The sequence below is a fragment of the Niveispirillum fermenti genome, assembly GCF_048066175.1.
GTDB lineage: Bacteria > Pseudomonadota > Alphaproteobacteria > Azospirillales > Azospirillaceae > Niveispirillum > Niveispirillum fermenti.
Genome location: NZ_JBLTXA010000021.1, coordinates 60,331 through 79,207 on the forward strand (window position 1 = coordinate 60,331; position 18,877 = coordinate 79,207).

The following is an 18,877-nucleotide window of genomic DNA, read 5'->3' on the forward strand; positions in this document are numbered from 1 at the left end:
TTTACCCGCATCAACTTTTCCCCGACACGCGCCTTCGTCGGCGCGTGTCAATCCAGCGCGAACACCATGGCCTTCAGGTACTGCGTTTCCGGCAGCAGCGGATGGACGGGATGGTCGGGACCGGCCCCGGCAAAGCGCAGGATGCGGCCCTGGCGGCCCGCCTCTCCCAGGCCGCGCGCCACCTCCTGATGGAACAGGGGCGGTTCCATGTTGTGCGAGCAGCTTGCCACCAGCAGCATGCCGCCGGGCGCCACCAGCCTTGCCGCGGCCTTCGTCATGCGGCGATAGGCGCGGCTGCCCACGGCCAGATCCTTGCGCGACTTCACGAAGGCCGGCGGATCGGCGATCACCACGTCGAAGGTGCGCCCCTCGGCCACCCACTGGTCCATCAGGTTGAAGGCGTCACCCTTCTGCGCCGTCACCCGGTCGGCCACGCCATTGGCCTCTGCCGCCTTCATGGCGATGGACAATGAGAGGGCGGACCGGTCGACCAGCGTGACCTCGCTGGCCCCGCGCCGGGCGGCCAGCACCCCGAACCCGCCGGCATAGGTGTAGAAGTCGACCGTCGATTTGCCCCGGCACAGGTCGGCGATGAAGGCGCGGTTGTCGCGCTGGTCGAAGAACCAGCCCGTCTTCTGCCCGGCCGACAGGTCGGCGAAGAAGGTGGCACCGTTCTCCTCCACCGGGATCAACCCGTCGACGCTGCCCTTGGCCACCCGCACCTCTTCCTCCAGCCCTTCATAGGACCGGGCGGTGCTGTCATTGCGCAGCACGACGGCGCGTGGGTTCAACACCTCGTCCAGTGCGGCCAGAATCATGGGGATACGGCGGTCCATGGCCACATTGTTGGCCTGCACCACCACCACGTCGCCGTACCGGTCGATGATCAGCGACGGCAGCCCGTCGCTTTCGGCATGGACCAGCCGGTAATAGGGGCGATCGAACAGCCGCTCGCGGATTTCCAGGGCGCGGCGGATGCGGCGCACGAAGAAGCCGGTATCGATCACCGCCGCCGGGTCGCGGGACAGGAAGCGCGCGGCGATCAGCGTATGCGGGTTGAAGGTGGCGATGCCCAGGGTGGCCCCGCCGGCATCGGTGACACGCACCACCGACCCGGCCGGCAGCGCCTTCGCCGCCTTGTCCATGTCCACTTCGTTGGAATAGACCCAGGGATGGCCGTGCTGGGCACGCTTGTGCCGCCCGGCCTGGATGCGGATCACGGGCAGGGCGGCGGGTTTGGTGGCATCGGACATGGTCTGGGCGGTCCCGGCGGGCAGAGCTTTACAAGGTGGCGCGGAAAATACCGCCGCACCTCCCCTGGCTCAAGCGGCGGCCATGCCGGTCAGACCAGCGGCCGGCACAGGCGCAGATCCTCGCGGTAATGGCCATGGTCCAGGGCGCGGGCCAGGGCCATGGACACGCTGGCTCCGATGCCTTCGCGCTGGGGCAGGTGCAGATGCACGGCCCCGCAGCCCAGATCGGCCGCCACCGAATCCATGTCGTTCAGCAGCAGGTCGATGGCGGCCTCCGGCTCGATCAGGTCCAGCGCCAGGAACATGTCCACCTGCAGCACCTTGCCATGCTTGGGGCTGGGCAGCGCCTGGAAGGCATAGATGCCATGGATATAGCCATGGTCGCCCTCCACGGTGCGCAGGCCGCTGTCGGCCAGGGCCAGAAGCGTTCCCGCATAGGTACGCCAGGCATCCCGGTCGTGCGCGGCCCTGCCTGTCTGCACGAGGGGCCAGGCCTGGTCGACCCGGCGGCGGTCCAGCGGCTTGACGGAAAAACGGTCGGACATGGTCACCCGTTCCGGCGATATAAGCACGGCGATGTCTCTGTCTGCTTGAACGGTCCCGCCGGCGGGGTTTATGACGGCGGCTTGCAACGGGTAACCGATAATGCCGCGCCCCCGCCTTGATATGGATCAAGGCGCCGTCGCCACGATGCGCCTAGTCCTTCGGATATATGTTCATCAGCCAATCATTATGAAATCCTTCGATTGGCTGGCGAACAAGAAGGGCACATACTCGCGCATCAAGCTGTGTTGCGGGGACATGTTCTTTGGGCGCATGCTGTGCCGGGGATGATATCCCGGAGGTGATGCTTAATCGGGGGGCCTGACATGGCATTGGCGGAACATGCGTGCACGCGCGACGGCGCGATTGCGGCGAAGGTGGACGTCTCCCCCTGCAATGTCTGCCCCGTACGCAGCATGTCCGTCTGTTCCGCGCTGGAAGCCGACGAATTGAAACGCCTGGCCGACATCCTGGTGTCGGTCAAGGTGGAGGCGGGCCACACCTTGTTCGGGGAAGGCGACTGCGCCGATGCGCTGTTCAACGTCACCGCCGGCACCATGAAGCTCTACAAGCTGCTGCCCGACGGCCGGCGGCAGATCACGGGCTTCCTTCTGCCCGGCGATTTCCTGGGCCTGTCCATCAACGACACCTATGCCTATTCGGCCGAGTCGGTGACGCAGGCCACCTTGTGCCGTTTCCCCCGTCGCCGGCTGGAATCGCTGCTGGAGGATTATCCCAAGATGCAGCGCCGCCTGTTCGCCATGGCGTCCAGCGAGCTGGCCGCGGCACAGGACCAGATGCTGCTGCTGGGCCGCAAGAATGCCAGGGAGCGCATCGCCTCCTTCCTGCTGATGCTGTCGGAGCGCGCCCGGCGCCGCGGCTACAAGGAAAACCCCGTGCATGTGCCGATGAGCCGGTCGGACATCGCCGATTATCTGGGCCTGACCACGGAAACGGTCAGCCGCACCTTCACACAGTTGAAGACCAGCCGCGCCATCTCGCTGCTGGAAGGCGGCAAGGTCCGCCTGAACGACATCGAGAGCCTGCAGGAACTGGCCGAGGGCGCCTGATCAGCCCATGCCCGCCAGCCGGCCCGGTGCCGGCAACAGGCGCAGCAACCGGTCGGGCTCGGACGCGAACCAGGCATGCCCGCCCCAGGCCAGGGACGGCATCGCCTTCTTCACCTCCGGCCGGTCGCGGTCCAGGAAGGCCGTGATGCAGGCGACGCGGGACGGATCGAACCCGCCCTCCGCCGCGATCTCCAGAAAGGCGCGGGCCCGCTGTTCCGTCACGGGGCCATCGGTGGCCACCACCTCCACGAAGACCAGCATCAGGTCGGCCGCACTGCGGCCGCGGTCCAGCAGGATGATGTCGGGCAGGGTGCGGTCCGGCGTGATGCGCAGGCGCAGGCGCCGGATCCAGCCCTCGTCCCGCGCGGCGACCTTCGCGGCACTTTCCGACAGCCAGAGCACCACGGGATCGGCCAGGAAGCGGGGGGCGAAATCCTCCACCACGGCGCGCGCGATGCGGCTGCTGGGGCCCGGCGCCAGCAGCCGCGTCTCCCCGTTGGGGAAGCGTACCAGCACGTCGGCCCCGTCGCGATCGCCCGAGCCGCGCAGGCTGACGATGCGGGCCAGCGCCATGGGGTTCAGCGTGGCATCGGCCCAGGCCCGCGCCGCGGCGGCCAGGGCCGCATCGCGCAGCCCCGGATCGAACAGGGCCGCGAATTCCGCCGTCAGCGCATAACGCGGCTTGGAAGAAGTGGTGGGCACGCCCTGCCGCTCGATAACGGCACCGTTGGGGATCAGGCCCTGGCGGATCACCTCGTCGCGGACCTGCTCGCGGCTATTGTCCTGGTACCAGCGTTCGCCGCTGGCCTTGGGCGCGCGGGCATAGTCGGCACGCGATAAGGGATCGGCCGAAAACAGCATGCGCGTATCGCCCAGGCGCACCACATGCACGGGGTTCAGCCAGATATCGGTCCCTTCCACCGCCCCGACATAGAGAAAGGCGGCGACGGTCGCCGCGGCGGCGTCACGGATGCATTTGTCGCGTTCCGGCGTGCCGTCGGGAAATATCTGGCGCAGGCGGCGGGCCACCTCCGCCCGGTCCAGCAGGGGCGGCAGAACATCCATGCCTCAAAGCCCGTAAAGCCGGTCGGCCGCCTGGTCCAGCGGGTCGCGCGGCGCACCCGCCGCCACCAGCGCCGCCAGTTCCTTCAGCATGGCGGGATGGGGCAGGGGCAGGGCCTCCAGCTCATAGGCGGAGACGGCGACGGAACCGGACAGGCAGCGGAACGCGCGGTCGGCCGCCCGGCTGTTCAGGAAGGCCGCCAGCACAGCCGGACTGACCGGCGGCACCCCGTCGCCCGTGGGCAACAGCATGTTGAGATGGTTTTCGACCGCGACCCCGCGCGGGTACGGTTTCAGGAAGCTGGCGGGCATTTCGGCCGCGATCAGGCGGCGCGCCTGCTCCTTGGCCGTCGTGCGCTGCAAAAGCACGCAGGGCCGGCGGACCAGCAGCCATTCATCCCCGGACGGGGCCGGGTGGAACCAGGGCTTGTGGTTGGCCTTTTCACAGCGATAGGCGAAGCGGCCATCCGGCGTGACGCTTTCCGCCCAGACAAGGGGCACGGCACCGCGGCCGGCCCGGTCCGATATCTGCGGCTTGTAACGGTTCCAGACCAGGGGGCCCGTGGCCACGCGATAGCCCCAATCGGCCAGCCGGCTGTCCAGCGTGCGCAGCCGCGTCGCCAGCCCGGATTCCCCCGCATGGCGCGGCAATATCCAGGGGGCCGTCGGTTCCGCCGGCAGGGTGAAGGACCCGGCCGGCCGGATGGACAGTCCCCCCCCGCCCCCGCCGGCCCGGATCATGTTGACCAGGGCGCGGGGCGGCCGCCGGCGGCGACCGCCGGCCCGGCGATAGGTGGCCAGCACCGTCTCCTGCAGCACATTGTCGAACACGCCCCGGCGCTCATCGACGAAATCCAGCGACACGGGCGGGGCCAGTTCGGTCAGGGTGCGGCGCAGATGCTTGAAATAGTCCCCCGCCAGGAAGGAGGAGGGGGTGAGGAACGCGATCAGCCCGCCCGGTGCGGCCAGGCGCACGGCCAGATCCATGAACAGGCCATAGAGATTGGCATGGCCGTAAAGGCTGCGCGCGAACCGGGCGCGCAATGCCGGCTCCAGCGTCAGCCGGCCATAGGGCGGGTTGCCGATCACCAGGTCGAATTCGGCCCGTTCCGGTACAGCCAGCGCATCCGCCGCCAGACAGGGGGACAGGCGCTGGCCCGTGCCACGCAGCAGGGGCAGCAGCGCCGCCTCCACCATCACCCCGGAAATCCAGGCCGCCATGGGGTCCAGTTCCAGCCCGCGCAGGCGCGTGGCGATGGACCGGGCGGCGATGGCCGGCTCCACCCCCTTCAGCGCCGCCGCCATGCGCAGGGCGACGGGCACCAGAAAGGCGCCGCAGCCGGCCGCGGGGTCCAGCACGCGGGCGGTCGTCCAGTCCACCTTGCCCGCTGCGGCCAGATCGACCAGCCGGTCCGCCAGGGCCGGCGGGGTGTAATAGACGCCGGCGCGCGCCCGTTCCTCCGCCGGCATCAGGCCGGCATGCAGGGCCCCGATGCGGTCGGCGACCAGGGCGACAGGCAGGGGGGCCAGGACGGTGGCATAATCGCGGGCGACCGCCGCCACCCCCGCATCCAGCGCCACCGCCCCGCGCAGGGCCGGCGGCGGCGCCAGGTCCAGGCCCGTGTCCAGCGCCTGCCACCAGGCGCGCACCACCATCTGCACCAGCGCCGCGCCCTGCCGCCCGTGCTGGGCCGACAATGCCGTCACGGCAGCCAACAGCAACGCCCCCGAATCGGGGGCGGCGGGGCGGGCCGGCGAGGCCGTCGGCGGCGGGGGAACGGGACGGGGCAAGGCGGGGCGGAACGGGTTCGGGTGAAGGCAATGTTCCATGATCGTTCAGGGTCCGCCCCGACGCAAGCGCGTTCAGGACGCCCCCTGCTTGCCCACGCCCAGCCATAGCCCGGCCTCCCCCAGCGGCGTCTCCGGCGGCAGGGTCGGGTTGGGCAGGCGGATCACCACGGCCTCGTTGAACCGTTCCAGCGGGAAGGCACCGCGCGTGGACGGATGGGTGGACAGCATATCGCGCAGCGCACCGCTGGCCAGCATGGACCGCAGCCCCTGTTCCAGCCGCCGCGCCAGTTCTTCACGCCCCGGCGCAACGAAGAAATAGACGGGCATCGGATAGGCGATGACCAGCCGATCAAAGACCAGCAGGTCTTTCCCGCCCCAGATGGCAACCTCGCCCGCCACCTCTGCCACGCCGCGCGCGAAATAATCGCAGCGGCCGGCCCGCAGCATGGCGTAAAGCTGGTCGAAATGCACATTGGTCACCTGCGGTAGCCCGGCGGCCGCCAGAATGTCGGCGTCGGGCCATTGCGCGCCCTGGCAGGCCGTGAAGCGCTGCAAATCCTCCAGCGTGTGGACACGGGCGAAATCCGCGGCCCGGTCTGCCCGGATGACAGGCACGCGCTGGCCGATCAATCCCATGTCGATGGGGATGCGCACGGGCCGTATCGCCCGTTCCCGGCTGCTGCTCGTGGCACTCCAGGTGACATCAATGCGCCCGGCCCGCACTTCCGCCAGAAGCCGGGTCTGGGACAGCCGGTCCCGCACGGGTTCGATACGCACGGGGCCATGTTCGGCCGCGGTCTCCGCCATCAGGCGGCGGAACAGGTCGTGGAAATAGTCGGGCCGCTGCTCCTCCCCCGGGGCGCGCCAATCGGAGACGCGCACGACGGCCGGCCCTGCGGCCCTGCCCTCCTCCGCCCCGGCCTGCAATGCCGGCAGGAACACGGCCAGCAGCATGGCCAGCCAGCGGGACCCAAGCCAGCGGGACAAGGGTCCCCGCATCTTCCGCTCTCCTGGTATTTTCAGCCCAGTGCCTTGAAAAAGGGAAGCACCGCCCCGCAGGGTTGGCAAGGGAATTGGCGGCGGCACCGCGGGTGGCAGAACGGCTGCCGGTCAGCCTTCCAGCATGCGGCGCAGCAGTTCGACATCCTCGGCGAAGGCCGGGTCCGTGCCGCACAGTTCGTCCACCTTGCGCACGGCATGCATGACGGTGGTGTGGTCGCGGTCACCGAACTTCCGCCCGATCTCCGGCAGGGAGCGCTGGGTCAGCTGCTTGGCCAGATACATGGCCACCTGCCGCGGCCGGGCGACCGCGCGGGCGCGGCGCGCGCTGCTCATATCCGCCAGGCGGATATTGAAATGCTCGGCGACCTTCTTCTGAATCTCCTCGATCGTCACGCGCCGGTTGCTGGCGCGCAGCAGGTCGTGCAGCACGTCCTGCGCCGATTCCAGCGTGATGGCACGCCCCACCAGTTCGGCATGGGCGACGATGCGGTTCAGCGCCCCTTCCAGCTCACGCACATTGCTGGTGATCTTGTGGGCCAGGAATTCCAGGACCTTCGGCGGCACCTTGGCCCCGATCCGGTCGGCCTTCTGGCCCAGGATGCCCAGACGCAGCTCATAGGTGGTGGGGTGGATATCGGCCACCAGGCCCCAGCCCAGGCGCGAGCGAAGCCGTTCCTCCATGCCCTCCAGGTCCGACGGGCTCTTGTCGGCGCTGATGATGACCTGGCGGTTCTGATCCACCAGGGCGTTGAAGGTGTGGAAGAACTCCTCCTGCGTGCTGTCCTTGCCGGAGATGAACTGCACATCATCGATCATCAGCACGTCGACCGAGCGGAACTGCTCCTTGAAGGCCATCGTGTCCTTGAAGCGCAGCGCCCGGATGAACTGGTACATGAATTTTTCGGCCGAGAGATAGATCACACGGCGTGCCGGGTCCTTCTTGCGGATGGCCCAGGCGATGGCATGCATCAGGTGCGTCTTGCCCAGCCCCACGCCACCGTAAAGGAACAGCGGGTTGAAGGGCACCGCCTGCGCATCGGCCACGCGACGGGCGGCGGCAAAGGCAAGCTCGTTCGGCTTGCCCACCACGAAATTCTCGAAGGTGAAGCGCGGATCCAGCGGGGCCGACATCTCGTCGGTGCGGTCTTCCGTCACGGTCAGCGTGGCCACCGGCTCGATCACCAGCTCGGTCACGGGTTCCGGGGCCGGCGCGGCGGGGGGCAGGGGCGCATCGTTGGCGGCGACGGCGGGCGCCGGTTCGGACCGGGCGGCACTGGCCACCACGATGTCCACCGACTGGACGCCCGGATTCTCGTTGGCGAACAACACGCGGATACGGTCGGCATAATGGGTGCGGATCCAGTCGCGCATGAAGCGCGTCGGCACCAGGATGCGAAGCTGTCCGCCATCCAGGGAGCCGACGGTCAGCGGCTTCAGCCAGGAACGGTAGGCGGTTTCCCCCACCTCGTCCTTCAACCGGCCCCGCACCCGCGCCCACTGTTGATCCAGCGAACCCTGCACCGACATTCGTCCGTTGCTCCCCGCCCCAAGGCCCAACATGGACGCCCGCCGTACAAAGCCGGCGGAACGGCCATCCATAATAGAATAGGCATCACCCTGCGAACAGGCATCAGGCCGGCACCGTTCCCGACGGTCCCCTGCCGATGCCGCCCACCCGGCGTCACCCGACAATCAGCTCCCAGTTCCCCTCTGGCACCGATCATCCGGCACCTTGCCCCATCCTTATGTTCGGTTCACCCTGTTTGGCGGGTAATCTGGACGGTGGCGGAAATAAAAAACCATAACGACGGGAGCCACCAAGTGGAATACCCCCTTCGTATAGGCGAATTTCAAGAAATGGCCGCACACTGGCGGGAACCGGCATTGAACCGTGATTACGGGTCGATTACCAGTGATGCCTGACTGGATTGCTATCCAAAGGCGTCATGCACCCGTCTGCATTGCTTCCATTACCCGCGCGAACCGGCGGAGCAGGGATGCTAGAGGGGTGGGGGCAGAGTCGCAACGGGACTGAAAGGGGAACGCCGAAAAAAGCAAAATTCGTTCGCTCCGGCTTCAGCCGGCCGTCACGATTTCGGCGCGGGTCTGCATGGCCTCGCCCCTTGATACCGAACCCTGCATGCCGACAAAGAAAACCGCGCGGGCGAAGCGCACCGCGCGGGTCTCTCTACGGCGACAAGGATCAGCCCAGGGCCTTGATACGGCCCGACAGGCGCGACAGCTTGCGCGAGACGGTGTTGGCATGCAGCACGCCCTTGGAGGCGCCGCGCATCATCTCGGGCTGGGCCTGCTTGAAGGCCTCGGCAGCGGCGGACTTGTCGCCGGACGCGATGGCGGTCTCAACCTTCTTCAGGAAGGTGCGGATGCGGCTGACGCGGGCGCGGTTGATCTCAGTCCGGGTGGCGGTCTGACGGATGCGCTTCTCAGCGGACTTATGATTGGCCATGGGTAACCTTTACGCGGGACATGGAAGTGCCGTAGGAAGCGGCGCTTATACAGGCGGCCCACGCCCTCGTCAAGCCGGCGCCCGCAAAGCCACCATACGAAACTTGCTTGTCTGGCAAGCAGCAGCCGGCGGCACCCCGAGTCGAACCGGAGTCCACGGCGCATGCGCATCAGAAGCCGGCCAGTAAAACAATCTATATTGTTGCCCGCTTCATTTGACCACCCCACCCGTTGATCGGACCGGGTTGCATCAGGGGGCGGGGTCGCGCGGGGACAGTTGGAAGCGCACGGTCAGGCGCCCGCCCTGGGGCTGGATGGCGATATCCAGCACCTCGGCCTGGCGGGTCCAGCGGCCATCGGCCCCGCGTGTCCAGCCAAGCTGGGGCAGGGTTTCGGCATAAAAGCGGGTGACGGCGTCGATGCCGGCCTGGCCCGTGGCGGTGGATTGCACGATGCGGCCGGTCGGATTGTCGAAGACCAGCGCATCGTCGGGTGCGGCGACCAGGCCCGGCGCCAGGGGCACATCCTCTGTCCCCGGCACGAAAGCGGCCAGGGCCGGGACGGGCGCCAGCCCGCAGGCAAAGATGAACAGCACGGCGGAAAGCAGGGCGCGCGGCCCCCGGATCAGGTGCGTCATGGTATCCAACTGGATACCTTACCGCTGCCGCCGCGCACAGAAAAAAGTGGACCGCCCGGCCTGGGTGATGCGGGCCACGCCGCCGGTGACCCCGACATCGCAGTCGCACCGGCCGCAACCCTCCCCCTCCCGGCCATAGACCTGGAAGCTGTGCTGGAAATAGCCCAGTTCGCCGTCGGACTGCACGAAATCGCGCAAGCTCGATCCGCCGGCGGCGATGGCCTCGTTCAGCACGTCGCGGATGATGGGCACCAGCCGTTCGGCATCGGCACCGGCCACGCTGGCGCCCGTGCGCGTCGGGTCGATGCCGGCCCGGTACAACGCCTCGCAGACATAGATGTTGCCCAGCCCTGCCACCACCTTCTGGTCCAGCAGCAATGATTTGATGGGCCCGGCCCGGCCTGCCAGCCGCGCCGACAGGCCCGCGGCATGGAAGCCGTTGCCCAGCGGTTCCGGCCCCAGGGCGGACAGCATGGGGTGCGCCTCCATCCCCGTTTCGTCGAACAGGTCCATGAAGCCGAAACGCCGGATATCGTTATAGGTGACGACCCAGCCATCATCGGTGTGGAAGACCAGATGGTCGTGCGCCGCCGGGGCGGCGGCCGGGCCGGGCTTCACCACCATGCTGCCCGACATGCCCAGATGGATCATCCAGACCAGCCCGCCTTCCACGCGGATCAGGATGTATTTGGCGCGCCGGTCGAGCGACAGGACCTGTCGCCCCGTCAGGCGCCGGGCGAAATCCGCAGGCAGCGGAAAGCGCAGGTCGGGCCGGTGCTGGTCCACCCGCACCAGCCGCCGCCCCTCCAGCTTCATGGCGAGGCCGCGGCGGACGGTTTCAACCTCGGGCAATTCGGGCATGGTGGCACGGGGCTCCAGGTGGAACGGGACACCGGTGATAGCACAGGCCCGCCCCGGCGCGCACATGCCATGGCACCGGGGTGCAACCCCGAGCGGCTGGATCAGCCACGCAGGCTCAGTTCCACGCCCAGCGACCGCAGCGCGTCCCAGTAGCCGGGATAGGTCTTGGCCACGCAACCGGGGTCCAGGATGGTGATGCCACGGATCTTCAGGCCGGCCAGCGCGAAGGACATGGCGATGCGATGATCGGCATAGGTATGGATATCGGCGGGCAGGTCCTGTCCGGCCAGCGCCGGATCGGCCGCCACGATCAGGTCGTCCCCCTCCTCCCGCGCCAGGCCGGGGCGGATCTTCGCCAGTTCGGTCGACAGCGCCCGGATGCGGTCGCATTCCTTCACCCGCAGGTTGGAAATGCCCACGAACCGGACGGGATTGTTGTTGAAGGCGGCCAGCACGGCCAGCGTCGGCACGGCGTCCTGCATCTGCGCGCCGTCGATGACGGCCGGCATGTCGGGGAAGCGCGCGATCACGTCGCGCGCGCAGGCATCAGGCTGGGTGAAGGCATCGGCCGGCACGCCCAGGTCGATATTCCCGCCCGTCAGCACCGCCGCCGCCCACAGATAGGTGGCGGCCGACGCATCGGGTTCGATCACGTAATCGGCGGCGCGGTATCCCGTGGGCCGCACCCGCCAGGTGCCGGCATCCACCTGTTCCACATCGGCGCCAAAGGCCCGCATGGTGGCCAGCGTCAGGTCGATATAGCCACGGGCCCCGATCTCCGCCCCCGTCAGGGCGATATCGACGGGTCCGGTGGAACAGGCCGCCGCCATCAGGATGGCGCTGACATACTGGCTGGACAGGCCGGCATCGATCTCCACCCGCCCGCCGGGCAGCGCACCCGTGCCACGCACCGTGACGGGGGGGCACCCCGTCGGCGCCACCAGATCCACCCCCAGTGCCGTCAGCGCGGTTACAAGCGGTGCGATGGGCCGCTTGCGCATGTGCGTGTCGCCATCCACGACGACCGTGCCCTCCACGCTGGCCACGGCGGCCGTCAGGAAACGGGTGGCCGTGCCGGCATTGCCCAGGAACAGCGGCCCCTCTGGCGCCGTCAGGCGGCCCGTGCCGGTCACGACGAAGCTGGTGGCATCCGGTTCCGCGATCGTCACGCCCATCTGCCGCAGGGCATTGGCCATGTGGCTTGTGTCGTCGCTTTTCAGCGCGCCGGTCAGGCGGCTGGTGCCGCTTGCCAGGGCCGCGACCAGCAGGGCGCGGTTGGTGATGGATTTCGACCCCGGGGGCACGACGCGCCCGACCAGCGGATGGGCCGGCGGCACGATTGTCAATGCCGTCACATCCGTTGCCGTCACCATATCCCCCACCCCTGCCGCAACCGGAAAACCGGGTGCGACCCTATCGTGCCGGCAGCCGGTGGGGAAACCGGTTTTGCCACAGGGGCGGAATGTGCCGCCCGCAGGGCGGGACGTGGGGACAGTGTCGCCGCCCGCAGGGCGGGACGTGGGGACAGTGTCGCCGCCCGCAGGGCGGGACGTGGGGACAGTGTCGCCGCCCGCAGGGCGTCTTGCATTTGGCCCGGTCGTCAGATGAAGACCAGTTGGTCCCCCGGCCGTACCCCGCCCAGCAGGGTGACCATGCCTGTCGTCTCCACCGCCAGGTCAGGGCGCAGGCGGGGTTCGCGGATGCCCAGCGCGCGCCAGCCCATCTCGCAGGCCAGGAAGCGGGCGCCCAGTTCGGCACAGGCCGTCAGCAATTCATCGAACGTGCCGACGCCACGATGCGCCAGGGTGGCGTCACGCGCCTCCGGGCTGGTGCCATCATCGGAAAAGTCCAGCCGCTTCCAGCCGTCCCCGGCCAGCAGCGACGGCAGGGCGCGGCCCGTGAAGAACAGGGTGACGGGCCGGTCGGTGGCCACGGCGGCGGCGGCCATGACCAGGGCGTAATGCACCCGGTCGAAGCCGCCGGACTGGATGACCAGGGCAAGACCCTGCAGGCTTGCGGACATGGGGATCACTCCCTCTGCTGTTCAGAACGGATGATGCGACAGGTCCTTGTAGGCGGGATTTGTGCCGCAGGTGGGGCAGTCGGGATCGCGCCGGATCTTCACGCTGCGGAATCCCGTTTCCAGGGCCGAATACATCAGCAGCCGGCCCGACAGGCTGTCGCCGATGCCCAACAGTTCCTTCAGCACCTCCACGGCCTGCAAACTGCCCATGGACCCGGCCAGGGCCCCCAGCACCCCGCCTTCGGAGCAGGAAGGGACCATGCCGGGGGGCGGCGGCTCGCGGAACACGCAGCGGTAACAGGGGTGCGGGTCGCCCAGATGCGCCTTGAAGGTGGATAATTGCCCGTCGAAGCGCAGCATGGCGGCGCTGACCAGCACCTTGCCGGCCAGGAAGCAGGCATCGTTCAACAGGAAGCGGGTGGCGAAATTATCGGTGCCGTCGGCCACCACGTCATAGCCAGCCAGGATATCCAGCACATTGGACCGGTTCAGGCGTGTCCGGTGGATATCCACCTTCACGTCGGGATTGATGGCGGCGATGCGGGCAGCCGCACTGTCCACCTTGGACACGCCGATGCCGGCCGTGTCGTGGATCACCTGGCGCTGCAGGTTCGACAGGTCGACCACGTCATCATCGACGATGCCGATTCGCCCCACCCCGGCGGCGGCCAGGTAAAGCAGCAGGGGTGCCCCCAGCCCCCCGGCCCCCACGACCAGGACGGCGGAGGAGAGGAGCTTCGACTGCCCCTCCCCGCCGACTTCCCGCAGCATGATGTGGCGGGCATAGCGGTCGATCTGGCTGTCGGTCAGGTCCAGCATGGGCCAGGGCTCCGGTCGGTCAGGCGGCGAACAGGCCGCGCAGCAGAAGATAGAGGGGATGATCGGGTTGTGCCACCAGGCGGATGGTCATGGCCAGACAGACGATGACCAGCAGCGGGCGGACCAGCCGCGTGCCGAACCGGATCGTGGCATGGCTGCCGGCCCAGGCCCCGGCCACCTGCGCCACCGCCATCACCAGCCCCGCCGTCCAGACGATCTGCCCGCCCAGCGCGAAGACGCCCAGGCTGACGACATTGCTGGTGAAGTTCAGCAGCTTGGTGTTGGCCGTGGCGCGGCGCATGTTCATGCCCAGCAGCGCCACGCAGCCCAGCGCGAAAAAGCTGCCCGTGCCCGGACCGAAGAACCCGTCATAGAAGCCCACGGCAAGGCCCACGGTCAGGCTGAAGGCCGGCAGCGACAGGCGCGCCCTGGCCTCCATGTCCCCCACCCGCGGGCTCAGCAGGAAATAGACGGCGATGGCCACCAGAAGCACGGGAATCACGGCGGTCATGAAGCCCGTGCCCGTCACCTGGACCAGCGCCGTGCCCGTGGCGGACCCCACGAAGACGCAGGCGACGGGCATGGCCATGGTCTTCAGTTCAATCTGCCCCGCCCGCCAGAAGGTCAGCGTGGCCATGGCCGTGCCGAAGCTGCCCTGCAGCTTGTTGGTGGCCAGCGCCGCGGCGGGCGGGATGCCGGCCGACAGCAGGGCCGGAATGGTGATCAGCCCGCCGCCGCCCGCGATGGCATCGATGAAGCCCGCCAGCAATGCTGCGATGGCCAGGAAGGCGAGGATGTCGGTGGGCAGTAGCTCGGGCAAGATGGACGCCTGCTGAACGAAGAAAGGCGGCCCCAGTGATAGGCCGTGCGAACCTTCCAGGGAAGGGGGGCTGGACGCGCACCAGCCCCACCCCGCCCAGGCGGCCGTTTCCCTGGCCGCGCTTGCGGCCGGATAACGGACGGCCCATCGGGCTATTGCGGGAAACCGCAAAGGATACAACCACCTTCCTGCGGCACGTGCGGCCGTGCCGCCGATAACCCTCGCCCCCGGCGCCCGGGTTTGCTAAGAAGATCGTTCCAGTCGAACTCGGGCGGGATGGCACGGATGCCGGGACGTGTTGCGGATGGGCGGCGGGGCATTGCCGGCCCTGGCTTTTGATCCGATCGCGCGGGTGATCATGGTCCAGATATATGCAAGCTGTGTCGCCATCGATGGCATGGCCCTGCTGCTGCGGGGTGCATCGGGGGCGGGCAAATCCGATCTGGCCCTGCGGCTGATCGATGCCGGGGCACAACTGGTTGCCGATGACAGGGTCGATCTGGTTCGCGGCGGCGACGGCCGTCTGCTGGCCCGCGCCCCGCAGGCGCTCGCCGGCCTGATCGAGGTGCGGGGGCTGGGCATCCTGCCGGTGCCGTCGGTCGACCGGGCCCCGCTTGTCCTGGTCGTGGATCTTGATGGGCCCGGCGAACGCCTGCCCCTGCCCGCATGCGAGACCCTGGCCGGGGTGATCCTGCCGCGCCTGACCCTGGACGCCTTCCACGCCTCCACCCCTGCCAAGCTGCGCCTGGCCATGGCGGCGCTGGCCAAGGGCTGGCCCCTGGTCCCGGGCGAGGCGGCCTGGCAGGCCGGGACCCTCGCCGGGGCCAGGACCGGCGCCGGGGGGCGGGCATGAACGGCACCTCCCCCCTGGGGCCCGACGGCCGGCTGCCCGTCGTCGTCGTCACCGGCATGTCGGGCAGCGGCCTGTCCACGGCCATGAAATGCCTGGAGGATCTGGGCTACGAGGCGGTGGACAACCTGCGCCTGTCGCTGCTCCAGCCGCTGGTCAGCCAGACGCATGACCGGCCGCTGGTCATCGGCATCGACAGCCGCACCCGCGATTTCGACACCCAGGACCTGCTGGCGCAGATTGCCATCTTGCGGGAACGGGCCGATCTGCATGTGCGCCTGCTGTTCCTGGATGCGCATGCCGACGCGATCCAGCGGCGCTATACCGAAACGCGGCGTCCCCATCCGCTGGCGGCCGACCGCCCCGTGCTGGACGGCGTGGCGGTGGAACGTGTGCTGATGCAGCCCCTGCGCGATGCCGCGGACGAGGTGCTGGACACCACCCATTTCTCCGTCCATGACGCGCGGCGTCATCTGGCGGGGCTGTTCCATCTGAATGGCGGGCCGGGGCTGAAGATCTTCGTCACCAGCTTCTCCTTCCGCCATGGCGTCCCGCGGGAGGCCGACCTGGTCTTCGATGTCCGCTTCCTGGACAATCCGCATTGGGACAAGAACCTGCGCCCGCTGTCGGGCCTGGACCAGCCCGTGGCGGATTACATCACCCGCGATCCCGACTATGCGGAATTCTTCGGCAACCTGACCCGGCTGCTGGAACCGCTGCTGCCCCGCTATGTGCGGGAAGGCAAGCATTACCTGACCATCGCCATCGGCTGTACGGGCGGGCGGCACCGGTCGGTCTTCATCACCCACGGCCTTGCCAACTGGCTGAAGGAACGGGGATACAAGGTGGGCGAGGCGCATCGCGATCTCGACCGCAAGGAACAGGCCGCGACCGTCCCGGAGGACAGGGCGGCAACCGGCACGAACCCGAGGGAAAGCGCATGATTGGCTTGGTCCTGGTCACCCACGGCAATCTCGCCGTGGAATTCATTGCCGCCCTGGAACATGTGGTGGGCCCGCAGAAGCAGGTTTGCGCCGTCTGCATCGGCCCGGAAGACGATATGGAACAGCGGCGCAACGACATCCTGGCCAATGTCGCCGGATGCGATACGGGCGACGGGGTCGTCGTGCTGACCGACATGTTCGGCGGCACGCCGTCCAACCTGGCCATCTCCATCATGGACCGCGCCAAGGTGGAGGTGATCGCCGGCATGAACCTGCCCATGCTGATCAAGCTGGCCTCCGTCCGCAAGACGGGCGCCGGCCTGAAGGACAGTGTCGCCGCCGCCCAGGAGGCGGGGCGTAAATACATCAATGTCGCCTCGGCCCTGCTGTCCGACTGACCTGACGGAACCCTTCCTCCCATGAGCGAAAGCACCCTGCCCCCCGACGCGCTGTCCCGCACCGTCCTGATCCGCAACCGCCGGGGCCTGCATGCCCGCGCCGCCGCCAAATTCGTGCGGCTGGCCGGCGAATATGACGCGCAGGTGGAGGTGGAGCGCTGTGACAACATCGTGTCGGGCGTGTCGATCATGGGGCTGATGATGCTGGCGGCCAGCATCGACACCACCATCAAGATCCGCGCCGCCGGACGGCAGGCACGGGAGGCGCTCGACGCGCTGACCATCCTGGTCGACGACAAGTTCGGTGAGGATTGAGGATTTTTCGGGGAGTGACCCGCCCATGACGACGCGAAACCATCCACCCCGCGACGGCGCGGGGGATGGCCCCACGGCCCAGCGCATGCTGCGCGGCCTGGGCGTGTCCGCCGGCATCGCCATCGGCCCGGCCCATGTCATGGAGGCGGGCGCCCTTCAGGTGCCCGAATATTGCCTGGCCGCCGATGGCGTGGCAGAGGAGGTGGCGCGCTTTCACGAGGCCGTGGACAAGGCGCGCCGCCAGATCGGCAAGCTGAAATCCAAGGCCGGGTCGCTGCCCGCGGACGCCGCGTCGGACATTGCCATCCTGCTGGATGCGCATCAGGCCATGCTGTCCGGCTCCCGCCTGATCCGGGGCGTGGAACGGCGCATCCGGGAAGAGCGGCAGAACGCCGAATCGGCCGTACAGCAGGAAATCACCGTCCTGGCGCAAAGCTTCGCCGCGATGGACGACGCCTATCTGGCCGCCCGCGTCGCCGATGTGCGGGAGGTGGGACGACGGCTGATCCGCAACCTGATGGAAACCCCCTACCAGGCCTTCTCCCGCCTGCCCGACGGCGCCATCATCCTGGCGGAGGAACTGTCGCCGTCCGACACGGCCCTGCTGGACCCGCGCCGCATCGGCGGCTTCGCCACCGTGCTGGGGGGGGCGGAGGGGCATACGGCGATCATGGCCCGGTCGCTGGGCCTGCCGGCGGTGCTGGGTGCGGCCGGTCTGCTGCAGGGCGTGCAGACGGGCGACCTCGTCGTGATCGACGGGCGCGCGGGGCGGGTGCTGATCAATCCGCCGGCCGATGTGCTTGCCGATTACCGCCAGCGCCGGAGCCTGTGGCGGGCCGAGCGGGAACAGTTGAAGGCCATGGCCGGCCTGGCGTCGGTGACGCGGGACGGCGCCGCGATCACCCTGCACGCCAATCTGGAACTGCCGCGGGAGCTGGATGGCGCGCGCGATGGCGGGGCCGGGGGCATCGGTCTGCTGCGGACCGAGTTCCTCTACATGAACCGCGACGACCTGCCGGGGGAGGAGGAGCAGTACGAGGTGCTGCGCGACCTGGTCATCGCCATGGAGGGGCGGCCCGTCACGGCCCGCACCCTGGATGTGGGCGGGGAGAAGCTGGCCGGCGCGCTGGCCGACCGGTTCGCCACGCCGGCCAACCCGGCACTGGGCCTGCGCGCCATCCGCCTGGGGCTGAAGGAACCGAAACTGCTGGAAGCGCAGTTGGCCGCCATGCTGCGGGCCAGTGCCCACGGGCCGCTGCGCATCCTGGTGCCCATGATCTCGCAGCCGTCGGAAATGCGGCGGGTGCGGGAATTGCTGCGCGCCGTGGCCCGCCGGCTGGTCCGGCGCGGTCATGCCATCGCCGACCCGCTGCCGCCGCTGGGGGCCATGATCGAGATACCGGGCGCCGCCCTGGCGGCCGACAGTCTGGCATCGGTATCCGATTTCTTCGCGATCGGGACGAACGACCTGATCCAGTACACGCTGGCCATCGATCGCGGCGACGAGCAGGTGGCCTATCTCTACGACCCGCTGCATCCGGCCGTGCTGCGCCTGGTTCAGTTCGCGGTGGATGCCGCCCGGCGGGCGAAGATCCCGGTTTCCGTCTGCGGGGAGATGGCCGGCGATGCGCGCTATGCGGCGCTGCTGCTGGGGCTGGGTGTGCGCGAACTGTCCATGGCACCCGCCCACCTGCCGCTGGTCAAGCGCCGCGTGCGCGGCCTGGACCTGGGGGAGGCCACGCGGCGCGCGGACATGATCATGGGCCAGACCGATGGCGACCGCATCGCCGCCCTGCTGGACGATTTCAACGAGGCGCTGGGGTAATACCAACGGTCGAAATATCTCGACCGTTGGTATCGGCGGCGACTGCCGCCGCGGCGCTTCGTGGAACCGATAGTACCGATCCGCCGAAGGTTTGACCTTTGACGGATGGTATAAGCTCTAATACCAATCTCCCTTGATCGTGACCGATCAACGGAGACTTCGTGCGCCCTCAATCGCCGGGCGCCGACATCCGTCGGC

General features: G+C 68.6%; 19 protein-coding genes. 6 read left to right on the top strand and 13 right to left on the bottom strand.

All coding sequences use genetic code 11. The annotated features are described in order from the left end of the window. Positions 1-47: 47 nt before the first annotated feature. Together ACM9LZ_RS18080 and ACM9LZ_RS18085 are read right to left on the bottom strand one after the other, a co-directional pair. A complete protein-coding gene (locus ACM9LZ_RS18080) occupies positions 48-1,253 on the bottom strand; it encodes a class I SAM-dependent rRNA methyltransferase (protein ID WP_416620907.1) in 1,206 nt (401 codons plus the stop codon). A gap of 89 nt (positions 1,254-1,342) precedes the next feature. Beyond that, positions 1,343-1,798, bottom strand: a complete 456-nt coding sequence (locus ACM9LZ_RS18085) for a hypothetical protein (protein WP_416620908.1) — start codon at positions 1,796-1,798, stop codon at positions 1,343-1,345. 324 nt (positions 1,799-2,122) lie between these two features. Between ACM9LZ_RS18085 and ACM9LZ_RS18090 the strand changes: the two genes are divergently transcribed. Further along, positions 2,123-2,866, top strand: a complete 744-nt coding sequence (locus ACM9LZ_RS18090) for a Crp/Fnr family transcriptional regulator (RefSeq protein ID WP_416620909.1) — start codon at positions 2,123-2,125, stop codon at positions 2,864-2,866. On the opposite strand, the gene ACM9LZ_RS18095 is transcribed toward ACM9LZ_RS18090, so the two are convergent. The 11 genes from ACM9LZ_RS18095 to ACM9LZ_RS18145 form a co-directional block, all read right to left on the bottom strand. Then, positions 2,867-3,931 carry a BsuBI/PstI family type II restriction endonuclease gene (locus tag ACM9LZ_RS18095; RefSeq protein WP_416620910.1) on the bottom strand — a complete coding sequence of 355 codons (1,065 nt, stop codon included), beginning with the start codon at positions 3,929-3,931 and terminating at the stop codon, positions 2,867-2,869. A gap of 3 nt (positions 3,932-3,934) precedes the next feature. Continuing rightward, on the bottom strand, positions 3,935-5,758 hold the full coding sequence (locus tag ACM9LZ_RS18100) for an HsdM family class I SAM-dependent methyltransferase (protein ID WP_416620911.1): 1,824 nt from the start codon (positions 5,756-5,758) through the stop codon (positions 3,935-3,937). A gap of 33 nt (positions 5,759-5,791) precedes the next feature. Next, entirely contained in the window at positions 5,792-6,718 is a 927-nt protein-coding gene (locus tag ACM9LZ_RS18105; RefSeq protein WP_416620912.1) for a substrate-binding periplasmic protein, read from the bottom strand. Positions 6,719-6,829: 111 nt separating this feature from the next. Next, positions 6,830-8,248, bottom strand: a complete 1,419-nt coding sequence (gene dnaA / locus ACM9LZ_RS18110) for a chromosomal replication initiator protein DnaA (protein ID WP_416620913.1) — start codon at positions 8,246-8,248, stop codon at positions 6,830-6,832. A 676-nt stretch (positions 8,249-8,924) separates the two neighbouring features. Then, positions 8,925-9,188, bottom strand: a complete 264-nt coding sequence (rpsT, locus tag ACM9LZ_RS18115) for a 30S ribosomal protein S20 (protein WP_416620914.1) — start codon at positions 9,186-9,188, stop codon at positions 8,925-8,927. Positions 9,189-9,437: 249 nt separating this feature from the next. Then, positions 9,438-9,824, bottom strand: a complete 387-nt coding sequence (locus ACM9LZ_RS18120; RefSeq protein ID WP_416620915.1) for a hypothetical protein — start codon at positions 9,822-9,824, stop codon at positions 9,438-9,440. Between the two features lie 18 nt (positions 9,825-9,842). Continuing rightward, the gene (mutM, locus tag ACM9LZ_RS18125) at positions 9,843-10,685 is read right to left on the bottom strand and encodes a bifunctional DNA-formamidopyrimidine glycosylase/DNA-(apurinic or apyrimidinic site) lyase (RefSeq protein WP_416620916.1); all 843 of its coding nucleotides are present in this window, start codon (positions 10,683-10,685) and stop codon (positions 9,843-9,845) included. Positions 10,686-10,786: 101 nt separating this feature from the next. Next, positions 10,787-12,058: a 3-phosphoshikimate 1-carboxyvinyltransferase gene (aroA, locus tag ACM9LZ_RS18130; protein WP_416620917.1), complete on the bottom strand. Its 1,272-nt coding sequence runs from the start codon at positions 12,056-12,058 to the stop codon at positions 10,787-10,789. Between the two features lie 227 nt (positions 12,059-12,285). Beyond that, complete coding sequence (locus tag ACM9LZ_RS18135; RefSeq protein WP_416620918.1) at positions 12,286-12,708, bottom strand: hypothetical protein; 423 nt, start codon at positions 12,706-12,708, stop codon at positions 12,286-12,288. A 21-nt stretch (positions 12,709-12,729) separates the two neighbouring features. Further along, complete coding sequence (gene moeB, locus ACM9LZ_RS18140; protein ID WP_416620925.1) at positions 12,730-13,524, bottom strand: molybdopterin-synthase adenylyltransferase MoeB; 795 nt, start codon at positions 13,522-13,524, stop codon at positions 12,730-12,732. Between the two features lie 22 nt (positions 13,525-13,546). Next, positions 13,547-14,347, bottom strand: a complete 801-nt coding sequence (locus ACM9LZ_RS18145; protein ID WP_416620919.1) for a TSUP family transporter — start codon at positions 14,345-14,347, stop codon at positions 13,547-13,549. A gap of 304 nt (positions 14,348-14,651) precedes the next feature. Here ACM9LZ_RS18145 and ACM9LZ_RS18150 point away from each other — a divergent pair, with 304 nt between their 5' ends. From ACM9LZ_RS18150 to ptsP, 5 genes are read left to right on the top strand one after another with little or no spacing between them, the layout of a single operon-like run. After that, complete coding sequence (locus ACM9LZ_RS18150) at positions 14,652-15,200, top strand: HPr kinase/phosphorylase (RefSeq protein WP_416620926.1); 549 nt, start codon at positions 14,652-14,654, stop codon at positions 15,198-15,200. Continuing rightward, positions 15,197-16,141, top strand: coding sequence for an RNase adapter RapZ (gene rapZ / locus ACM9LZ_RS18155; RefSeq protein ID WP_416620920.1), 945 nt, complete (start codon positions 15,197-15,199; stop codon positions 16,139-16,141). The genes ACM9LZ_RS18150 and rapZ overlap by 4 nt, the downstream gene beginning before the upstream one ends. Beyond that, entirely contained in the window at positions 16,138-16,539 is a 402-nt protein-coding gene (locus tag ACM9LZ_RS18160; RefSeq protein ID WP_416620921.1) for a PTS sugar transporter subunit IIA, read from the top strand. Before rapZ ends, ACM9LZ_RS18160 begins: the two co-directional genes overlap by 4 nt. A gap of 21 nt (positions 16,540-16,560) precedes the next feature. Then, positions 16,561-16,854: an HPr family phosphocarrier protein gene (locus ACM9LZ_RS18165; protein ID WP_416620922.1), complete on the top strand. Its 294-nt coding sequence runs from the start codon at positions 16,561-16,563 to the stop codon at positions 16,852-16,854. 25 nt (positions 16,855-16,879) lie between these two features. Next, positions 16,880-18,679 carry a phosphoenolpyruvate--protein phosphotransferase gene (ptsP, locus tag ACM9LZ_RS18170; RefSeq protein WP_416620923.1) on the top strand — a complete coding sequence of 600 codons (1,800 nt, stop codon included), beginning with the start codon at positions 16,880-16,882 and terminating at the stop codon, positions 18,677-18,679. Positions 18,680-18,877: the final 198 nt, after the last annotated feature.